The organism is Micromonospora sp. NPDC049047, assembly GCF_040649135.1.
In the GTDB taxonomy this organism is placed as follows: domain Bacteria; phylum Actinomycetota; class Actinomycetes; order Mycobacteriales; family Micromonosporaceae; genus Micromonospora.
In genome coordinates this window covers 82,903-101,465 of sequence record NZ_JBEZEY010000003.1, presented here as the reverse complement: position 1 = coordinate 101,465, position 18,563 = coordinate 82,903, and the positions used below count along the sequence as shown (strand labels likewise).

Sequence of the window (18,563 nt, the reverse complement as noted above, 5' to 3'; positions counted from 1 at the left end):
GCCGGCGGCCTGTCCCGGCCGCCGGCACCACCCCACCCGAACGGAAGGAGGAACGAGGGGGGACGCGCCGCACCGACACGGGGGGATCTGGCCTGCCTGACGAAAGGGAGAGCGCAGCTCATGGCCAACCACACCACCACCGGCACCCCGCACCACCTTCGACACCCGACCCGGGCAGGGTTGGCCGCCATCGCTGCCACCCTGCTCGCCGCCACCTCGGTGACCGTCCTCGCGATCACCGGCACCGCGACTCCGGCCTCGGCGGCCGGGTTGTCCCCCTTCGACATTTCCGGCCGGGGCGCCACCGTCCCGTTCGTCGAGCAGGAGGCGGAGGAGGCCGCCCACAACGGCTCGAAGATCGGCCCCGACCGGCGTTACGGCACGCTGCCGTCCGAGGCGTCCGGCCGGGAAGCGGTCACCCTCGACAGCGTCGGTGAGTACGTCGAGTTCACCCTCACCGCGCCGGCCAACGCTGTCACCTTCCGGTACAGCCTGCCGGACAGCTCGGCCGGCACCGGCCGGGACGCCACAATCGACCTGCGGGCCAACGGGTCGCTGCTGAAGTCGGTCCCGGTGACGTCGAGGTACGGCTGGTACTACGGCGGATACCCGTTCAACAACAACCCGGGCGACACCAACCCGCACCACTTCTACGACGAGACCCGGGCGATGTTCGGCAGCACCCAGCCGGCCGGCACGAAGATCCGGTTCCAGGTCTCCTCGACGGCCCAGTCGCCCTCGTTCACCATCGACCTGGCCGACTTCGAGCTGGTCGCCCCGGCGATCACGAAGCCCTCCGGTGTCATCGACGTGGTCACCGACTTCGGCGCCGACCCGAGCGGCGCGACCGACTCGACGGCGAAGTTCCAGGCGGCTGTCGACGCCGGAAAGGCCCAGGGCCGGGCCGTCTGGATCCCGACCGGCACGTTCACCCTCTGGGACCACGTGGTGGTCGACGGGGTGACAGTGCGTGGCGCGGGCCCGTGGTATTCGGTGCTCGGCGGGCGGCACCCCACCGACCGCAAGCGGGCCGCCGGCATCTACGGCAAGTACGTCCCCGGCGGCGGGTACACGGGGGAGATCCGGTCGCACGAGGCCGGCGGACCGAGCCGCAACGTCACACTGCGGGACTTCGCCATCATCGGCGACATCCGCGAGCGGGTGGACGAGGACCAGGTGAACGCCCTGGGCGGGGCGATGACCAACTCGGTGGTCGACAACCTGTGGCTGGAGAACACCAAGGTCGGGGCGTGGATGGACGGCCCGATGGACAACTTCACCATCCGCAACAGCCGGATCCTGGACCAGACCGCCGACGGGGTGAACTTCCACACCGGGGTGACCAACTCGACTGTGACGAACACGTTCGTCCGCAACACCGGCGACGACGCGTTGGCGATGTGGGCGCAGAGCGTGCCGAACGTCAACAACTCCTTCACCCACAACACCATCGGCGTGACCCTGCTGGCGAACCACCTGGTCAGCTACGGCGGTCGGGACATCAAGATCACCGACAATGTGACTGCCGACTCGCTCACCAACGGCGGCGGCATCCACGTCGCGAACCGCTACCCGGGGGTGCAGGGCGACACCGCGGTCCGGGGCACCTGGACGATCGCCCGGAACACGTTGATCCGCAACGGCAACTCGGACTACAACTGGAACTTCGGCGTCGGGGCGATCTGGTTCTCCGCCCTGAACGAGGCGTTCCAGCAGGCCACCATCAACATCACCGACACCGACATCCTGGACAGCTCGTACGCGGCGCTGCACTGGATCGAGGGCCAGACCAGCGGCATCAATCTCACAAACGTGCGGATCGACGGCGCCGGCACGTACGCGCTCCAGGTGCAGGCGCCCAGCCAGGTGTCCTTCACCAACGTGCGGGCCACCAACATCGCGCAGAGCAACCCGATGCACAACTGTGTGGGCAGTGGCTTCCAGATCACCCAGGGCAGCGGCAACTCCGGCTGGTACACGTCTACCCCGTACTGCGGACCGTGGCCCGAGCCGCAGTGGGGTGGCGGCCCCAGCACCCCACCGACCACCGGCCCCACCACCCCGCCGCCCACCACCGCACCCCCGACCACGCCGCCCCCGACCACGCCGCCGCCCACCGGCGGGAACCTGGCGCTGAACCGGTCGACGACCGCGACAAGCACCAACCAGAACTACTCGGCGGGCAACGCGGTGGACGGCAACGCGGGCAGCTACTGGGAGAGCGCCAACAACGCCTTCCCGCAGTCGATCACCGTCGACCTGGGCGCGTCCCGATCGGTCGACCGGGTGGTGCTCAAGCTGCCGAGTGGTTGGGAGCAGCGCACCCAGACGGTGTCGGTGCTCGGCTCCACCGACGGCTCGTCGTACAGCACGCTTGCGTCGTCCGCCGGTCGGGTCTTCAGCCCCGGCAGCGGCAACGCCGTGTCGATCGGGTTGCCCACCGGTGACCGCCGCTACGTCCGGGTCACCGTCACCGCCAACACCGGCTGGCCGGCCGCGCAGCTCAGCGAGGTCGAGGTGTACGGCGGCACGCAGACCACCCCGCCGCCCACCACCCCACCCCCGACCACCCCGCCGCCCAGCGGCAACCTGGCGGCCGGGCGGTCGATCACCGAGACCAGCCACTCCGATGTGTACGCCGCCCCCAACGCGGTGGACGGCAACCCGAACACCTACTGGGAGAGCGCCAACAACGCATTCCCGCAGTCGCTGACTGTGGACCTGGGCACCACCCGTTCGGTCTCCCGGGTCGTCCTGAAGCTCCCACCGTCGTCGGCCTGGCAGACGCGTACCCAGACGCTCGCGGTGCTCGGCTCCACGAACGGCTCGTCGTTCAGCACCCTGAAGGCGTCCGCCGGCTACACCTTCAACCCGGCCAGCGGCAACACGGTCACGGTGACCTTCACGGCGACCAGCCAGCGGTACCTGCGGCTGACAGTCACCGGCAACACCGGCTGGCCGGCCGGTCAGCTCAGCGAGTTCGAGGTCTACTCCAGCTAGGCCGACGGCCCCCGCCGAGCAGGGCGGGGGCCACCGGTCGGAGGCCCGGCGCAGCGCGGCGCCGGCCCGCCCGCACCCGTCCCGCACCGCACCGTCCCCCACCTGTCGCGGCACGACGGGCGTACCCCTGCACCCGTCGCCGGGCAACGCACCCCACACCACAGCCGAAAGAGGTGTAGCCACCCATGTCCAGAAACGGCACCACCCGAGGCACCCCGCGTGCCAGCTCGCCCGGTTCCGTCCCCCGAACCGACCGAGCCCACCGCGCCCACCGCGCCCACCGGTCCGGCCGACTGCCGGCCCGGCGGCTGCTCGCCGGGGCGCTCGCCGGACTGCTCCTCGCCGCCGTCCCCGCCGTCACCCCCGCGACCGCGGCCCCGGCGGCGACGCCCGCCTCCGCCCCGGCGGGCTCCGCCCGCGCGGCCCTGCTCGCCGGGCTCTCGGCCACCATGACCGCCAGCAGTTACAACCAGAACTACGTGGCCGGCAACGCCAACGACGGCAACGCGTCGACCTACTGGGAGAGCGCCAACAACGCGTTCCCGCAGTGGATCCAGGCGGACCTGGGCGCCACTGTCAGCGTCGACCGGCTGGTGCTCAAGCTGCCCCCGTCGTCGGACTGGCAGACCCGCACCCAGACCCTGTCGGTGCTGGGCTCCACCAACGGCTCGACGTTCAGCACGCTGAAGGCGTCCGCCGGCTACACCTTCAACCCGAGCAGCGGCAACACCGCGACGGTCAGCTTCACCGCCGCCAGCACGCGTTACGTGCGCGTGCAGGTCACCGGCAACACCGGCTGGCCGGCGGCGCAGCTCTCCGAGGTCGAGGTGTACGGCGCCACCGGCAGCACCGACACCCAGGCGCCGAGCGCCCCCGGCAACCTGGCGTACACCCAGCCCGCCAGCGGGCAGATCCGGCTCACCTGGTCGGCGTCCACCGACAACGTCGGGGTGACCGGCTACGACGTGTACGCGGGCGGCGCGCTGCGCGGCAGCGTCGGCGGCTCGACGCTCACCTACACCGACAGCCAGGCGGACACCGCCACGGTCTCGTACTACGTGCGGGCCAGGGACGCGGCCGGCAACCAGTCGGCGAACAGCAACACGGTGACCCGGACCGGCACCGGTAACCCACCCACCGGGAGCAACCTGGCGGTCGGCAAGCCGATCACCGCCTCCGGGTTCGTGCACACGTTCGTGGCCACCAACGCCAACGACAACAACGTGGCCACCTACTGGGAGGGCAACGGCAACCCGAGCACGCTCACCGTGCAGCTCGGCGCGAACGCCAGCCTCAGCCAGGTCGTGCTGAAACTGAACCCGGACTCGGCCTGGGGCACGCGTACCCAGAACATCACAGTCCTCGGTCGGGACCAGGGCTCGTCGACGTTCACCACAGTGGTGGGCGCGGCGAACTACACCTTCAACCCGGCCAGCGGCAACACGGTGACCATCCCGGTCAGCGGCGCGGCAGCCGACGTGCGGCTCTCGATCGCCTCGAACACCGGTGCACCGGCCGGGCAGGTGGCCGAGTTCCAGGTCTTCGGCACCCCCGCGCCGAACCCGGACCTCACCGTGACCGGCATGTCGTTCAGCCCGTCCGCGCCCGTGGAGACCAGCACCATCACGCTCTCCGCGACGGTGCGCAACGCCGGCTCGGCGGCCTCCGCCGCGACCAACGTCAACTTCTACCTGGGCTCCACCCGCGTCGGCACCGCCTCGGTCGGCAGCCTCGCGGCCGGCGCGTCGACCACCGTCAGCGCCGGCATCGGCACCCGCGACTCGGGTAGCTACCCGCTCAGCGCGAAGGTCGACGAGTCGAACACCGTCGTCGAGCAGGACGACACAAACAACAGCTACTCCAACCCCAGCCCACTGGTGGTGGGCGCGGTGGCCAGCTCCGACCTGGTCGCCTCGGCTGTCGACTGGTCGCCGGGCAACCCGCCGCCGGGCAGCACAGTCACCTTCTCGGTGTCGATCCGCAACGCCGGCAACCAGGCGTCCGCGTCCGGTGCGCACGGCATCACCCTTACCGTGCTCAACGAGTCCGGCACCGCCGTGCGTACCCTGACTGGCTCGTACTCCGGCGTGATCAACGCCGGTGCGACTGTCGGCCCGATCAACCTGGGCACCTGGACCGCCGCGAACGGCAAGTACACAGTCCGGGTGGTGCTCGCAGTGGACGGCAACGAGCTGCCGGTCAAGCAGACCAACAACACAAGCGACCGGCCGCTCTTCGTGGGGCGCGGCGCGAATCTGGGCTACGACATGTACGAGGCCGAGGACGGCACCACCGGCGGCGGCGCGGGGCAGGTCGGCCCGAACCGGGAGATCGGCAACCTCGGCGGTGAGGCGTCCGGCCGTCGTGCGGTGACCCTGAACAGCACCGGCGCGTACGTCGAGTGGACCACCCGGGCGGCCACGAACACGCTCGTCACCCGCTTCTCCATCCCCGACTCGGCAGGCGGCGGGGGCATCGACTCGACGCTGAACATCTACGTCAACGGCACCTTGCACAAGCCGATCAACCTGACCTCCAAGCACATCTGGCTCTACGGCGCGGAGGCCAGCCCGAGTGACTCGCCGAGTGCCGGTCCGCCTCGCCACCTGTACGACGAGGCGAACGTGATGCTGAACTCGACGATCCCGGCCGGCAGCAGGATCCGCCTCCAGAAGGACCCGGCCAACACCACCACGTACGCGATCGACTTCATCAACCTGGAGCTTGTCGCGCCGCGAGCCAACCCGGACCCGACCCGTTACCGGGTGCCGTCCGGCTTCAGCCACCAGGACGTGCAGAACGCGCTGGACGCGGTGCGGATGGACACCACAGGCAACCTGATCGGCGTCTACCTGCCGGCCGGCACGTACGAGACCGCGCAGAAGTTCCAGGTGTACGGCAAGCCGATAACCGTGACGGGCGCGGGTATGTGGTACACCCGCTTCCAGACACCGACCGGTCAGCAGAACACCGACGCGGGCTTCCGGGTGGAGTCCTCGGCCAGCGGCTCGTCCTTCTCCCACCTGGCCTTCTTCGGCAACTACACGAACCGGATCGACGGGCCGGGCAAGGTCTGGGGTGAGCTGAAGGACGTCGACAACATGACGCTGGACAGCGTCTGGGTCGAGCACACCGTCTGCGCGTACTGGGGGGTGAGCGTCAGCGGGCTGACCATCAAGAACAGCCGCTTCCGGGACACCTTCGCCGACGGGGTGAACCTGACAAACGGCAGCACCAACAACCTGATCACCAACACCGAGGGCCGGTCGAACGGTGACGACGCGTTCGCCCTCTTCTCGGCCACCGACCAGGGCGCGTCGACAGGCAACAACGGCAACGTGTTCGAGAACCTCACCGCCACGCTCACCTGGCGGGCGGCCGGGCTGGCGGTGTACGGGGGCTACAACAACATCTTCCGCAACCTCTACATCGCGGACATGTTGACGTACTCCGGCATCACCATCAGCTCGCTGGACTTCGGCTACCCGTTCATCGGGTTCGGGGCCAGCCCACCGACCCAGTTCCAGAACATCTCGCTGATCCGGGCGGGTGGGCACTTCTGGGGATCGCAGACCTTCCCCGCGATTTGGGTCTTCTCCGCGTCCAAGGAGTTCCGCGGCATCCGGGTGTCCGACGTGGACATCGTCGATCCGACGTACTCGGGAATCATGTTCCAGACCAAGTACAACGGCTCGCAGCCGGAGAACCCGATCACCGACACCGTCTTCACGAACATCTCGATCAGCGGTGCCCGCAAGAGCGGTGACGCGTTCGACGCCAAGTCGGGCTTCGCGGTCTGGGCCAACGAGATGCCCGAACCCGGTCAGGGCCCGGCGGTCGGCTCGGTCACCTTCAACAACCTGCGGCTGACGAACAACGCGGTGGACATCCGCAACACCACGACGACCTTCACCATCAACCGCAACTGAGCCGACCCGCACCGGATGCCGCCGGGAGGTGCACTCCTCCCGGCGGCATCGTGCCGTGCCGTCCCTCGCCAGCCACGAACCGGGCCGCGCCGGCAGCCGCATCCGTGGCGAGCGAAGCCATCCCGTACGCCAACTCGGTAGCCAGCGCCTCCGGCTCGCCGCGACCACCGCCCGCCAGCACCGAGGCCCTGTCGTTGCGCAGGCAGGTCTGCGGGTGCCGGGCGATCGTCGCCGCCAACTCCTCGGCGGCGGACCGCGCCTGGCCGGGCGGCACCAACCGATTGACCAACCCCATCGAGTACGCCTCCTCGGCCGGCACCGGACGGCCAGTGAGGATCAGATCCATCGCCCGGCTCTCGCCGATCAGCCGGGGTAACCGCACTGTGCCACCGTCGATGAGCGGCACCCCCCAGCGGCGGCAGAACACCCCGAGCGTCGCGTCGGACTCGGCGACCCGCAGGTCGCACCAGAGCGCCAACTCGAGCCCACCCGCCACCGCGTACCCGGAGATCGCCGCGATCACGGGTTTGCTGAGCGTCATCCGGGTCGGGCCCATCGGGCCGTCCCCCTCCGGCTCGACCCGGTTGCCGCTCGGCGTGCCGAGGGCCTTGAGGTCGGCTCCGGCGCAGAACGTGCCACCGGCCCCCCAGAGCACCGCCACCGCCGCGTCCCGGTCGGCGTCGAAGGCTCGGAAGGCGTCCGCGAGTGCCCGGGCCGTCGGCCCGTCGACGGCGTTGCGAGCGGCGACCCGATCCAGCACGACAGTGGTCACCGGACCGGCCCGCTCCACCCGCACACCCATCGACCCAGCATGCCCGCCGCACCTCCCACCCACAATCCCGGTCGATCTTGGGTCGTCTGTGGCGGTCCGGCCCGGTCTGGGCGGTTCGGTGCAGGCGGCAACCGCGAGATCGCGCTCGGTGACGAATTTGTCGCCGGAGACCGGTTTGCGGCGCCCTCCGCCGGGAAGTCGGTACTCGTGCGAGCACTTTTGACGAAAGTTGAGCAGGCGTCCCAGCTGGACCGGACCGGTGACCGGTTGCAGCGCGTTGTCCTCGGCACGCTGCGTCCGCGGCGGCTGCGGGACCTGCTGCACGGGGTGACCCTCGGGCATCCACTGCACCCGGCGATGGTGCAGGTGCCGGTCGGCGCGTGGATCAGCGCCGCAGTGCTGGACCTCATGTCCGGACAACGTCGACCCGCCACCGTGCTTGTCGGCCTGGGCACCGTCAGCGCGGTGCCGGCAGCGGTAGCCGGGTTGAACGACTGGGCGGCACTCGCCCGGGATCAGCGCCGGGTCGGCCTCGTGCACGCCGCCGCCAACACCGTCGGCCTGACGCTGTACGCCGGCTCGCTGGCCGCCCGGCTGTCCGGTCGGCACGGTGTCGGCCGCGCACTCGGCTTTCTCGGGCTCTCGACGGTGAGCCTCGGGGCGTACATCGGGGGTCACCTCGCGTACAAGCAGGGGGCGCAGGTCAACCAGAGCGTCTCCGAGCTGCACCGGATGACCGACGGCTGGCACTCGCTCGCCGACATGGCGACGCTGCCGCAGCGCACCCTGATCACCAAAGAGGTGGACGACGACATCTCGGTGATCCTCTACCGGCACGGTGACGAGGTGACAGTGATGTTGGAGCGTTGCCCGCACCAGAGCGGGCCGCTCGGCGAGGGCGAGGTGCAGGAGATCGACGGCCACGCCTGCGTGGTCTGCCCGTGGCACGGCAGCGCGTTCCGGCTCAACGGCGGCGAGGTCGTGCAGGGGCCCTCCGGCAACGACCAGCAGATCCTGCCCACCCGGATCCAGAACGGCGTACTCCAGACCCGCCTGCCCTGATCCCCGCCGGGCTTCCGCCCGGAGGTGGACCCGCACCGGGTGCCAGCTTGCCGCCGGGCGACGGCCCGGGCGGCACGCCTCAGCTACGTCGGTGTCGGCCGACCGACGGTCCGTCCCCTACGGAGTCCAGGCCGTGCCCGCCGTCGAGCAGGCCGCCTCCGGCGCCGTCGTCCACCCAACCCTCGTCAGCCCAACCGTCGCCCCCACCCGAAGCCGGTGCACCGGCGGGCGCCGCCAACCGGGGAGCCGCTCCGGCGGTGGCCGGGCGGCGGCGCAGCCCCAGGACCGCGCCGATCTGAGCGCCGACAATGCTCGCCACGGCCAGCACGGCCGAGACGGCGAGCGGTCGGTTCACCCGGTCCTCGACGCTGGCTCGGGAGGCGCCGACGGTCATCGTCGGCGGCTGACCCGTCGAACCCGTACCGCTCGGTGGTGGTGGGGCTGGCCGCTCCGGTGCGCTCTGTTCGGGTGCCGGTCGGGGCGCTGGCGGCTTCGGTGCCGCGGGCCGGCCGACGAGCCGTCCGGTGGCGTGCTGCCGGGTGCCCTGGTCGGCGGCCTCCGCGGGCAGGCGGAGCAGCTGACCGGGGCGGATGCGGTCCGGGTCGTCGAGCTTGTTCAGTTTGGCGAGCTGTCGGTAGTCGTCGAACTGGTCCAGGTAACGCTCGGCCACCTCGCCGAGGTAGTCGCCCCGCGCCACCCGGTACACCGGCACGGCACCGTCGTGGGCTGTCGATCCACCGGGTGCGGCGAGCCCTGTCTCGACCCGGCCGATGGGCCCGGTCCGCGCCATCGGGGCTGCCGTGTCGGGCGTCGCGCCCACCCGGGGCGGCGTGGCCAGGGTGGCGGTGGCCGGTGCGTTCGGGCTCGCGTACGCCGAGGGGCCGTAGACCGCCGCGGCGCTGGCGGCGGCCGGGCTGGCGGCGAGGATCAGCGCGACCGAGCCGACCAGCGCGGCGGCGGCCTTCTGCTGGCGACCCATCCCGGGCAGCTTCGGCGCCGGGCGGCGCAGGCTCTGCGCCCCCAACTCGACGAGGACGGAGAAGGCGAACGTGGCCCAGCCGAACCAGCCGGCCACCGCCAGGGCCCGCAGGAAGAGCTGGCCGTCGTCCCGGCTGGTCAGCGCGGTGCCGATCTCGGCGAGGGTGGGCAGGTGATCAGGCAGGGGATTGCCAGCGAACGCCAGCAACGCGATCGGTGCCCCCAACAACAGCGCGCACAGCACGACCAGCGCGCCGAGGCCGGTGAGGACGCGTCCGGTCCGCCGTACGACGGACCCAGCCGATACGGGCATGGCTGCCTTCCCTTCCTACGGTGCTGCTGCGGTGATGGCCCGCGCGGTCGCATCGCCGGTGACGGTGACCGTCTTTTCCTGGACGAAGAGTCCGAGCATCGTGCGGTTGTAGGTGATCGTGACGGTGACCCGGATCTGGGTCTCCCCGGCGATCTCGGGGAAGCTCACCGTGTGGCCGCTGGTGCCCGCGGCGGCGGCCAGGTAGTTGGCGACGGCCACGCGCGCCTCGCCCTCGTCGATCCGGGTCGGTCGGCCGTCGATCGCGGCTGCCCGGTCGATGGCCTGACCGCCGGCCCGGGCAGCCTCGGCGGCCAGGTTCTCGGCGCGTTGCAGGGTGCGTAGCTGGCCGGCGCCGTCGTAGGAGAGACCCACGATGGCCAGTACGCCGATCATCGTCACCGCCAGGAAGATGCTCACCCGGCCGTGTTCGCCCGAGTGGGTGCGCCGGGCCGACGCGGCGGTCATTGTCGACCCCGGTAACGGTCGAGTGGCGAGGTGAAGGTCGCGCTGATCTGCCGCTGGTCCGGCATCCCGGGCAGGATGTCGAGCGTGATGTCCTGGAACGACACCAGGCAGACGAGCGTCACTGTGACAGTCGCGTCCGTACCGATGGTGCTGCTGAAGGCGTCATCGAAGTCGGTAGGGGCGCCGCCCACGGTGGCGGTCAACTCCGGGTCCAGGTCGTTGGCGCAGGCCAACCCGTGCCAGTCCAGCTGATCCTGGATGGCCTCCCGCGCGGCTTCCCGGGCCGTGACGGAGTCCCGGGAGATCGACGCGGCGCGGGCGGCGTCGTGCGCCGCGGCCTCGATCGCCTCCGCCGCCACCGCGGTCCGCCCGACGACGCCGGCCAGCACCATGAGCGCGATGAACGCCGGGGCGAGCACCGCCACCTCGATGGAGACCGAGCCCCTTTCGCCGGTGCGGCTCATGGTTCGGTCACCCTCTCCACCGTCCCGTGGGCGGTCTGCTGCACCGCGAAGTCCACGCCCGGCACCACCGACAGGGACCGTCCGCTCACCGTGCAGGTGACCTCGGCGTCGTCGATGATCACGCAGGTCGGGCCGGGCGTGTCCCAGCCCACCAGCCAGCCGCCGGCGGCCTGGAGGAACCGGGTGGCGCTGTCCACGCCGGCGCCATTCGCCGCCTGGTAGGACCGCTGGGCGTTGACCCCGCTCTGCGCGGCGTTCAACGCGGTCGAGCGGGCGAGGAAGACGGCCGCGATCTGGATCGAGGCGAAGAGCAGCACCAGGATCAGCGGCATCATCACGGCCAGCTCCACCGGGTTGGCACCCCGCTCCCGGTCGCCGGCCGCGAGGCGGCGCCGGGCGGCGCTGACCGCCCGGCACCACCTCGAGAACGCGGCTCGGCACATCGCGGCTACTCCGGCACCTCGTAGCCCGGGATGTTGTCCATCCAGTCCTGAGCCTTGGTCAGGGCCAGCGCGGTGACGGCCATGGCAACGGCGACCAGGCCGGCGATGATCACCGCTGTGGGCACCGGGCTGTCGCCGCGTTCGCCGTCGCGGCGCAGCTCTGCCAGGCGCGTCGTCAACACGACGTGCAGGTAGCTGAGGATGGGCATGGCGTCTCCTTCGGGTGGACGGGGGTCAGAGCCGGGCGACGAACGGGTAGAGGACGAAGCCGAGCAGCACGAAGACGAGCAGCGAGCCGGGGATGTCGAGTCGGCTGGTGACCCCCTCGGCGCGGGCGAGGTTGTCGGTGCGGATCTGGTCGCGCAGCGAGTCGGCCCGGCTGCGCAGCGTCTCGTGCACCTGCGCACCCTCGCTGCCGGAGGAGCGCATGATCGCGCCGACGTCCCCCAGCTCCGGAATGCCGATCTTGTCGGCGAGGTCGCGCAGCTCGTCCCAGGGCGCGTGCATCTGCATCTGGGCGATCCGCAGCGACTCCTGGAGCCGGTCGAACACCCAGCCGTCGCAGACCGCAGCCGCGCGTTCAAGCGACTGCACCGGTCCGTGCGCGGCGCTGAGCTGCAACGCCACCAGGTCGAGGTAGGTGCAGACGGCAGCGCGGAACTCGTCCCGGGCGGCCTCGGCCTTGGTGAGTACGGCCCGGTGTGCCAGCAGGGCGCCCAGCAGCGCCAGGCCGAGGCTGCCGAGCACCGGTACGACGAGGGGAATCGAGACGCCGAGCACAAGCAGCGCCACCCCGAGCACTGTCGGCGTGGCCAGCCCGATCAGTGTGGAGAGCAGCATCGACAGCGCGTACTGCTCGGGGGTCTGGCCGATCAGGGCGAGCTGCCGGTGCGGTGGCCGCAACCAGCGGGACAGCCCGGTGAGCGAGTCCAATCGTCGGGAGGCGGGAGTGGCGACCCGGCCGGTGCCCGGCGGCTGGTGCAGCCGGCGCAGCGCCGGACCGAGCGCCGGGGTCGCCGGCACCAGTTCCCGGACCACCAGGAAAACGCCGAACCCGACGCCGGCACCACCACAGACCGCCAGGGCGAGCTGCCAGTTCAGCATCATGCGATCACCTCGCTCGGGTCGGCCGCCGGCAGGAACCGGGCCGGTCGCTGCGGCTGGCTCATCGACCGCACCCAGGCCAGCAGGCCGACGAAGGCCGCGCCGAGGGCGGCCATCACCACCTGACCCACAGGCGTGCCGTACGGCCTGATGTACTCGGTGTTGAGCAGGCCGTACGCCAGGGCGGCAAGGGTCATCCCGGTGAGGAAGCGGACCGCGAACCGGGGTTGCGTCCGCTTGGCCTCGATCTCCCGCCGGGTGGCCACCTCCGCGGATGCCGCGCCGGCGATCGAACCGAGCACGTCACCCAGCCGTTCGCCCCGGTCCGAGAGGTGCAGGATCAGCGCGGCGACCACCTGGTCGCAGACCGGGTCGGCGATCTCGTCGGCGAACGCCAGCAGCGCGGAGCGGGCCGTCCAGCCGGCCTGGAGGCGGGCGGCGAGCAGGCGTACCTCCTCCTCGATGCCCGGTGGCACAGTGCCGATCGTGCCGATGATCGACTGTTGGAGGCCCTGCCCGGTGCCGGAGACGTCCTTGAGCCGGCGGGTCCACTCGCCCACCGCCTCGATCCGGGCGATCGCCCGCTGCTCGGCCCGGCCCACCCCGAACAGCCACGGGGTGCCGGGCACCGCCACCGCCACCAGCAGGCCCACCACCGGCAACCCGGTAAGCAGGAACGCCAGCGCGCCGGCGACCAGCGCGGCGACAAGCAGCGCCTGGTAGGCCCGTTGCTCGGCAGGTGTGGCACCCGGCCCGCGCCACAGCCGGCCCAGGCCCGGCCGGCCGCCCGGACGAGGCCCGGGGGGCCGGCGGGTGCCGACAAGCGCGACCACTGCCAACAGCAGGCCGGCCACGCAGGCGGCCCCGGAGACCACCGCGATCAACTCCAGGCTGCTCAGCATCGGGTCACCGCCGGCCGAGTCGGGTCTGTCGGGGCCGGCGCCAGGCACCGGCGCCAGCCTCCACCCACCGGGTCAGCAACCGCGCGTCGTACCCCACCCGCAGCAACTGGTCGCGGACCCGCTCCGGCAGGTGCCGGGGGACCGCCCGACCGTCCGGACCGGGCCCGAAGACGGTGGTGGTGGTGATCCGACCGGCCTCGCCAGCCCCGATCACCTCCTCCACATGGGAGACGAACCGGTGTTTGCGCCCGCCGATCGCTGTCTCGTCCTCGACCGTGACGTAGACGATCAGGTCGAGGGCGTTGCCGGCCATCCGGCGGGCCTGGTCGACTGTCATCTCGCGGCCGTGCGCCAACGCCAGCTCGACGATCCGTTCGCCGACCCCGGCGGCGGTGCGGGCGTGGATTGTGCACATCGAGCCCCGGCTGGTGGTCATCGCCTGGAGCATCGGCACGATCTCCCGGGACCGCACCTCGCCCACGATGATCCGCAACACGCCCATCCGCAGCGACAGGGGAATCAGGTCGGCGATCGTCACCTCACCGGCCGGCCGGCCGTCGAAGCCGCGCTCGCCGTGCCCCTCCCGGGCCTCGAAGCTCATCACCGCCCGGTGCCGCTCCCGGCGGCGGGCCGGCAGCAGTTCGCGGCTCTCCTCCAGCAGCACGTACGGCTCGTCGGGCGGGATCTCGTTCATCAACGCCCGGATGATCGTGGTCTTACCGGCACCGGCCAACCCGGCGACCATGATGTTCAACCCGGCGCGCATCGCCGCGCGCAGGAAGTCGCGCAGCAGCGGGTCGATCATCTCGTCGAGGTCATCCCGGGTGCCCGCGATGTCGTCGAGGCTCACGTCCAGGGTGTTGTGCTTGCGGATCACCGCGTACGGGCGGTGGCTGACCAGGAACACCGCCGCCAGCCGACTGCCGTCGGGCAGTTGCAGGTCGAGGGTCGGCTTCACTGTGGAGAGGGAGCGCTCGGTCGCGCCGGCCCGGCGGGCCGCCGCCTGGAGGATCTCCACCAACTCGGTGTCACTGTCGGCGATCGGTTCGGCCCAGTCCACCCCGCCGCCGTGCCGGGTGATGCGCACCTGGTCGCAGCCGAGGATGTGCACCTCCTCGATTGTGTCGTCGACAAGCAGCGTCTGTAGCCGGCCGAGCCCCACCAGCTCGGCGGTCACCTGGTCGAGCAGCAGCCGCTCCTCGCCGGCGGCCATCGGGGTGCCGGCCCGGCGGACGAAGTCCGCATACTCGGCGACCACCGTGACGGCCAGCCGGGCCCGCTCGGTGTCCTCCTCGTCGACTGTGAACTCCCGGCCGCGCTGCCACAGGGTGAGCCGTTCGGTGAGTTCCCGGCGCAGCTCCCGGACCACCTGGAAATCCATCCGGGGCCGGGGTGCCGATGCCGGCGGCGGGATGGCGGCGGGCCTCTGCTGCGGCATCGGCACGGGCTGGTGCCGGCCGTTCGGCCCGGCCAGCGGCGGCTCGGTGGAGGTCACGCCCGGCGGCTGTTGACGAGGATCCGTCGAGACCGGCTCAAACCGCATCCGGAACCCCCTGCTGCACGGGCCAGGCCAGCCGGGCCTGTCGCCGCTCCAGGAGCGCGCCGATCGGCACCTCCAACGCGGCGGCCGCGCGCATCAGCGGCCGTCCGGTCCGCACGGTCCCGCCCAGGGCGAGCACCCCGGCGGTACGCGGATCGTGGGGCAGCCGTGCGATGACCGGCAGCTTCAGGGCGCGGCTGATCTCGGCTCGCCCGTGTCCGCCGCCGACCAGCAGCAGCCGCAGGGTGCCGGGCGGCACCCGGTGCTCGGCGAAGTCCCGTTCGATCGTCTTGACCGCCGCGCGGGTGCCGGAGAGGTCCGGCAGTTGTGCCCGGGTCACCAGCAGCACCACCGAGGCTGCCCGCAGCACCGGCCACGGTGGCCCGGGGACGTGCAACCGGCCGCAGTCGACAAGGACGTCGTAGCCGGGGGTGCCCCGGTCGAGGGCGTTGAAGTAGTCGGCGAACCGCTGCCAGAGCGGGGTGACGCTGCCACCCTGGGCCGGGTCGACGATGCCGGGCAGCAGCAGTCGTTCCCGACGGGGTGCGTCCAGGTCGACGAGTTGCGTCCAGAAAGCGGTCTCCAGATTGCCGTCGCGCAGCTCCCCGACGGCCAGTTCGCCGATGCCGCGGGGGCCGTCCAACTGGCCGCCGAGGTAGCCGGCGAGGATCGAGCCGCCGGCCGGGTCGCACTCGGCGAGCACCAGCCGTCGGTGCCAGGCGAGGGTGCAGGCCAGCGCGGAGGTCGTGACGCCGGGCGAACCCTTCGCGGAGACCAGCGCGATGATCGCCATGCTCAGGCCGCTTCGGTAAGTACGACGGCGATGCGCGCCTGCGCGGTGAGGGCCACCACCGCGGGCACGTCCCGGGTGGGCAGCGCCAGGTACAGCACCTTGTCGTCGTTGCCCGGGCTGACCATGTCGATCACCGTCGCGGAGAACCTGGTGCCGGCGACGACGGCCGGGTCCCCGGTGTTGCTGCGGTCCGGGGTGCTCACCAGCAGGACCTTGTCCCCGGGGTGCAGTTGACGAGCCGGCACCTGGGCGGTCTTCAGACCGAGCGCGATCTGCTGCTGGTCGGGGCCGAGCAGCGGATTGTCGGTGACCTGCCCCAGGGTGAGCAGGGTGCCCGGGACCAGCGTCACCGCAGCCCGCTTGCCGACCACCTCGTCGAGCCGGCCGGCGGGCACCGGGCGCAGCCCCTGACCGCCGGCGACCTGCACGGTGATCAGGTCGGCGGCGGTGACCTCCCGGCCCACCTCCACCGGCCGGGCGACCGCGAGATAGCTGCCGGTGGCCCGGACCGAGGTGACAGCGAACGCCGCGCCCAGCCCACCGAGGGCGATCAGGAGGACGGCGAGACCGAGCAACCCGGGGCGGACCCGCCGTTGCCGCACCACCTTGGGCGGGCTGACCGGTGCGTCCACCGACCCGGTTCCGTTGTGCGTCACGAGGCTCATCGGGTCACCACCTGGAGTTCGTTGATCCGGATCCGCACGATGCCGCTGTCCCGAGTCACCAGGATCACTCCGCTCTCGCCACCGCCGTTCCAGGTCACCTTCCAGTGGGTGGTGGCGGTGATGTCGTAGGTGCCGGCCTTCTGGTAGCCCTTGTCGTAGCCGCAGTCCGGGGAGGTGCGGCCGGCCAGGTCCTTGTTCGTCGCGACGTACGCGGTGCCGGCGTCGGGGCAGGGCACGTGATCACCGTTGCCCATGTCCCAGACGATCTGGTCGACCTCCGCGGTGATGGAGACGGTCAGCCCCCGCTCGGACGCGCGGGCGGGGATCGGGCCGAAGTACTCGGGGGCCTGCTCGGACCACATCCACACCGGCAGGCCGACCAGGCCGGGGCCGTTGGCCTTGCGGGGTGCGACCGCCAGCGGTGCCGGCTTCAGCGTGATCGTGGCCAGGGCGCGGCGGGCCAACTCCTCCGGGTCGGGCGGCGCGCCGAACCCGGGCGGCGGCTCCCGCAGCACCACAGTGATGTTGCCGACGTCGTCGCCGCCGTTGCAGGTCTGCACGTACCACTGCTTGCCCTCCGGCGCCTCGTCCTGGGGCTCGGCCAGCTCGTAGTAGCAGCCGTCGCTGCTGTTGAACCAGCCCTTGAGGTCGTCGTAGCAGGGGACGGTCCGGCCCTCCCAGCGGCAGCCGCCGCCGCCACTGCCGCCGCCGTCATCGTCACCGCCGCCGTTGTCTCCGCCGCCGCCGGGGCCGCCCGGGTTGCCGGGTTCGTCGTCCCAGACGCTGCAGTCGGGCTGGTCGGGCGGGCAGCTCGCCCCCGGGCCGGCCCGGCCAGCGGCGGCGGCGGCCGGCAGCGTGGTGCCGACCACCAGCAGGAGCGCGACCCCGATCCCGGCGAGTGCGCGCCGACCTGACGAGGCACGGGGGGTACGAGTCGGAGCGCCCTCTCCGGCCCAGGTCAGCACGGCTGTTCCCGGTGCAACGCGCCGGAGTTGATCAGCCAGCGGCCGTCCGGATATCGGGTCGCCGTGGCGGTGGAGAGGTGCCGGCCGCCCCCACTGCCCGGGACCACGCGCTTGTTCTTGGCGTAGACCAACAGGTAGCCGGTCAGGTCCAGGCAGTCCTGGATCTCGACGGTGGCCGGGTTCGCGTCCAGGCTGACGGCGGTCACGGTCGGGTCGGACTTCAACGTCCCGGTACGCACAGCACCGTGCTCCTTAGCGTCGCGAATGGACAATTGCACCCGGGTCAGCAGTGGATCAGCGAGGAACCGGGACAGTTCCGGCGCTTTCGGATCACTGCGTCCACTTGCCGCACGCGAGGCCGCGAGATAACCGGAGTACGCGTCGAGTGCCGCCTTTTCGGCAGCGCGCCGGTCGAGATCAGAGGTCGTCCGTCGGCTGTCGTCCTGGGCTGCCGGCGGCGTGTCGACGACCTCCTGCCCGTTGGCGCAGGCCGCGACCGGCCCGGCCGCCACGACCGCGAGCAGGCAGATCGCCGCTCGTCTGAGCTGCCGTCCGCGCACCGTCGAGCCTCCTCGTGGTCGCCCGGCGAGGTGCTGGAGCACCGCCGTCGGGCATGCGGAAGCGCGTCCGGATCACCACATCCGGAGCCGATCATTGCGCTTGCGCATTCACCGTTACGGATCTTCTACAAATGCAGGGTCCCGTGTCGCTGGATGGTGCAGGTGAGGCTTGCGTCACACCCAAGGGGCGAGCATAGGCTGACGTTCGCCGATACAACAGAGGCAATTCAAGCAAATACGCTGGGTGATGAGAGGTGGTGGTGGCCGGTGTCCGCGTTGCGTCCCGCGCGATGTCGGAGTGGGCGATCGCCGGTGGTCGGGCGGCGTCTGCCCGGCTCGGCCCGACCGGGTGTCGTCGCCGGTCCCGGGAGTGGGACATCGCGCCCCCATCCCGGCATCCCGGCCGGGTCGTCGGCAGGTGGACGACCTGCCCCGCCCGACAGGGCGCCCGGCCCTGGTCCGTTGGCGGGCACCCTCCGGCGGTCCGGCGCGCAGGTCGCTTTCCGCGCCATCCGCTACACCACAGCGACCATTCGGTCACGATCCGTGTTCGCAGTCCGGGGGCACGCCGGGACGCAAGGGTGCTGACATGGCGCTGACCGGCCCAC

Annotated in this window: 16 protein-coding genes; 3 read left to right on the top strand and 13 right to left on the bottom strand. The window is 71.6% G+C overall.

Annotated features, from left to right (window positions below; genetic code table 11):
* The first annotated feature begins 120 nt into the window (after positions 1–120).
* Both AB0B86_RS06045 and AB0B86_RS06040 read left to right on the top strand, forming a co-directional pair.
* On the top strand, positions 121–3,000 hold the full coding sequence (locus tag AB0B86_RS06045; protein ID WP_357416292.1) for a discoidin domain-containing protein: 2,880 nt from the start codon (positions 121–123) through the stop codon (positions 2,998–3,000).
* A 185-nt stretch (positions 3,001–3,185) separates the two neighbouring features.
* Positions 3,186–6,929 carry a discoidin domain-containing protein gene (locus tag AB0B86_RS06040; protein ID WP_357416289.1) on the top strand — a complete coding sequence of 1,248 codons (3,744 nt, stop codon included), beginning with the start codon at positions 3,186–3,188 and terminating at the stop codon, positions 6,927–6,929.
* On the opposite strand, the gene AB0B86_RS06035 is transcribed toward AB0B86_RS06040, so the two are convergent.
* Entirely contained in the window at positions 6,916–7,731 is an 816-nt protein-coding gene (locus tag AB0B86_RS06035; RefSeq protein WP_357404860.1) for a crotonase/enoyl-CoA hydratase family protein, read from the bottom strand. The genes AB0B86_RS06040 and AB0B86_RS06035 overlap by 14 nt on opposite strands.
* 177 nt (positions 7,732–7,908) lie before the next feature.
* Here AB0B86_RS06035 and AB0B86_RS06030 point away from each other — a divergent pair, with 177 nt between their 5' ends.
* Positions 7,909–8,763, top strand: a complete 855-nt coding sequence (locus AB0B86_RS06030; RefSeq protein ID WP_357404858.1) for a DUF2231 domain-containing protein — start codon at positions 7,909–7,911, stop codon at positions 8,761–8,763.
* A 79-nt stretch (positions 8,764–8,842) separates the two neighbouring features.
* On the opposite strand, the gene AB0B86_RS06025 is transcribed toward AB0B86_RS06030, so the two are convergent.
* From AB0B86_RS06025 to AB0B86_RS05970, 12 genes are all read right to left on the bottom strand, one after another.
* Entirely contained in the window at positions 8,843–10,054 is a 1,212-nt protein-coding gene (locus tag AB0B86_RS06025; protein ID WP_357404856.1) for a LysM domain-containing protein, read from the bottom strand.
* A gap of 15 nt (positions 10,055–10,069) precedes the next feature.
* Complete coding sequence (locus AB0B86_RS06020; RefSeq protein ID WP_357404854.1) at positions 10,070–10,519, bottom strand: hypothetical protein; 450 nt, start codon at positions 10,517–10,519, stop codon at positions 10,070–10,072.
* Positions 10,516–10,983, bottom strand: a complete 468-nt coding sequence (locus AB0B86_RS06015) for a TadE/TadG family type IV pilus assembly protein (protein ID WP_357404852.1) — start codon at positions 10,981–10,983, stop codon at positions 10,516–10,518. The genes AB0B86_RS06020 and AB0B86_RS06015 overlap by 4 nt, the downstream gene beginning before the upstream one ends.
* Positions 10,980–11,426, bottom strand: coding sequence for a TadE family protein (locus AB0B86_RS06010; RefSeq protein ID WP_357404850.1), 447 nt, complete (start codon positions 11,424–11,426; stop codon positions 10,980–10,982). The genes AB0B86_RS06015 and AB0B86_RS06010 overlap by 4 nt, the downstream gene beginning before the upstream one ends.
* 5 nt (positions 11,427–11,431) lie before the next feature.
* Positions 11,432–11,635, bottom strand: coding sequence for a hypothetical protein (locus AB0B86_RS06005; RefSeq protein WP_357404848.1), 204 nt, complete (start codon positions 11,633–11,635; stop codon positions 11,432–11,434).
* Between the two features lie 25 nt (positions 11,636–11,660).
* On the bottom strand, positions 11,661–12,530 hold the full coding sequence (locus AB0B86_RS06000) for a type II secretion system F family protein (protein WP_357404940.1): 870 nt from the start codon (positions 12,528–12,530) through the stop codon (positions 11,661–11,663).
* Entirely contained in the window at positions 12,530–13,432 is a 903-nt protein-coding gene (locus AB0B86_RS05995) for a type II secretion system F family protein (RefSeq protein ID WP_357404846.1), read from the bottom strand. Before AB0B86_RS05995 ends, AB0B86_RS06000 begins: the two co-directional genes overlap by 1 nt.
* A 4-nt stretch (positions 13,433–13,436) precedes the next feature.
* A complete protein-coding gene (locus AB0B86_RS05990) occupies positions 13,437–14,975 on the bottom strand; it encodes an ATPase, T2SS/T4P/T4SS family (protein WP_357404844.1) in 1,539 nt (512 codons plus the stop codon).
* Positions 14,965–15,765, bottom strand: coding sequence for a ParA family protein (locus AB0B86_RS05985; protein WP_357416283.1), 801 nt, complete (start codon positions 15,763–15,765; stop codon positions 14,965–14,967). Before AB0B86_RS05985 ends, AB0B86_RS05990 begins: the two co-directional genes overlap by 11 nt.
* Before the next feature lie 2 nt (positions 15,766–15,767).
* A complete protein-coding gene (locus AB0B86_RS05980) occupies positions 15,768–16,430 on the bottom strand; it encodes an SAF domain-containing protein (RefSeq protein WP_357416281.1) in 663 nt (220 codons plus the stop codon).
* Positions 16,427–17,299, bottom strand: a complete 873-nt coding sequence (locus AB0B86_RS05975) for a hypothetical protein (RefSeq protein WP_357416706.1) — start codon at positions 17,297–17,299, stop codon at positions 16,427–16,429. The genes AB0B86_RS05980 and AB0B86_RS05975 overlap by 4 nt, the downstream gene beginning before the upstream one ends.
* Positions 17,300–17,388: 89 nt before the next feature.
* Entirely contained in the window at positions 17,389–17,955 is a 567-nt protein-coding gene (locus AB0B86_RS05970; protein WP_357404838.1) for a hypothetical protein, read from the bottom strand.
* Positions 17,956–18,563: the final 608 nt, after the last annotated feature.

Excerpts from the sequence above, each read along its gene's own strand:
- AB0B86_RS06045 (WP_357416292.1), top strand. The coding sequence starts at position 121 with ATGGCCAACCACACCACCACCGGCACCCCGCACCACCTTCGACACCCG.
- AB0B86_RS06040 (WP_357416289.1), top strand. The coding sequence starts at position 3,186 with ATGTCCAGAAACGGCACCACCCGAGGCACCCCGCGTGCCAGCTCGCCC.
- AB0B86_RS06035 (WP_357404860.1), bottom strand. The coding sequence starts at position 7,731 with ATGGGTGTGCGGGTGGAGCGGGCCGGTCCGGTGACCACTGTCGTGCTG.
- AB0B86_RS06025 (WP_357404856.1), bottom strand. The coding sequence starts at position 10,054 with ATGCCCGTATCGGCTGGGTCCGTCGTACGGCGGACCGGACGCGTCCTC.
- AB0B86_RS06020 (WP_357404854.1), bottom strand. The coding sequence starts at position 10,519 with ATGACCGCCGCGTCGGCCCGGCGCACCCACTCGGGCGAACACGGCCGG.
- AB0B86_RS06015 (WP_357404852.1), bottom strand. The coding sequence starts at position 10,983 with ATGAGCCGCACCGGCGAAAGGGGCTCGGTCTCCATCGAGGTGGCGGTG.
- AB0B86_RS06010 (WP_357404850.1), bottom strand. The coding sequence starts at position 11,426 with ATGTGCCGAGCCGCGTTCTCGAGGTGGTGCCGGGCGGTCAGCGCCGCC.
- AB0B86_RS06005 (WP_357404848.1), bottom strand. The coding sequence starts at position 11,635 with ATGCCCATCCTCAGCTACCTGCACGTCGTGTTGACGACGCGCCTGGCA.
- AB0B86_RS06000 (WP_357404940.1), bottom strand. The coding sequence starts at position 12,530 with ATGCTGAACTGGCAGCTCGCCCTGGCGGTCTGTGGTGGTGCCGGCGTC.
- AB0B86_RS05995 (WP_357404846.1), bottom strand. The coding sequence starts at position 13,432 with ATGCTGAGCAGCCTGGAGTTGATCGCGGTGGTCTCCGGGGCCGCCTGC.
- AB0B86_RS05990 (WP_357404844.1), bottom strand. The coding sequence starts at position 14,975 with ATGCGGTTTGAGCCGGTCTCGACGGATCCTCGTCAACAGCCGCCGGGC.
- AB0B86_RS05985 (WP_357416283.1), bottom strand. The coding sequence starts at position 15,765 with ATGGCGATCATCGCGCTGGTCTCCGCGAAGGGTTCGCCCGGCGTCACG.
- AB0B86_RS05980 (WP_357416281.1), bottom strand. The coding sequence starts at position 16,430 with ATGAGCCTCGTGACGCACAACGGAACCGGGTCGGTGGACGCACCGGTC.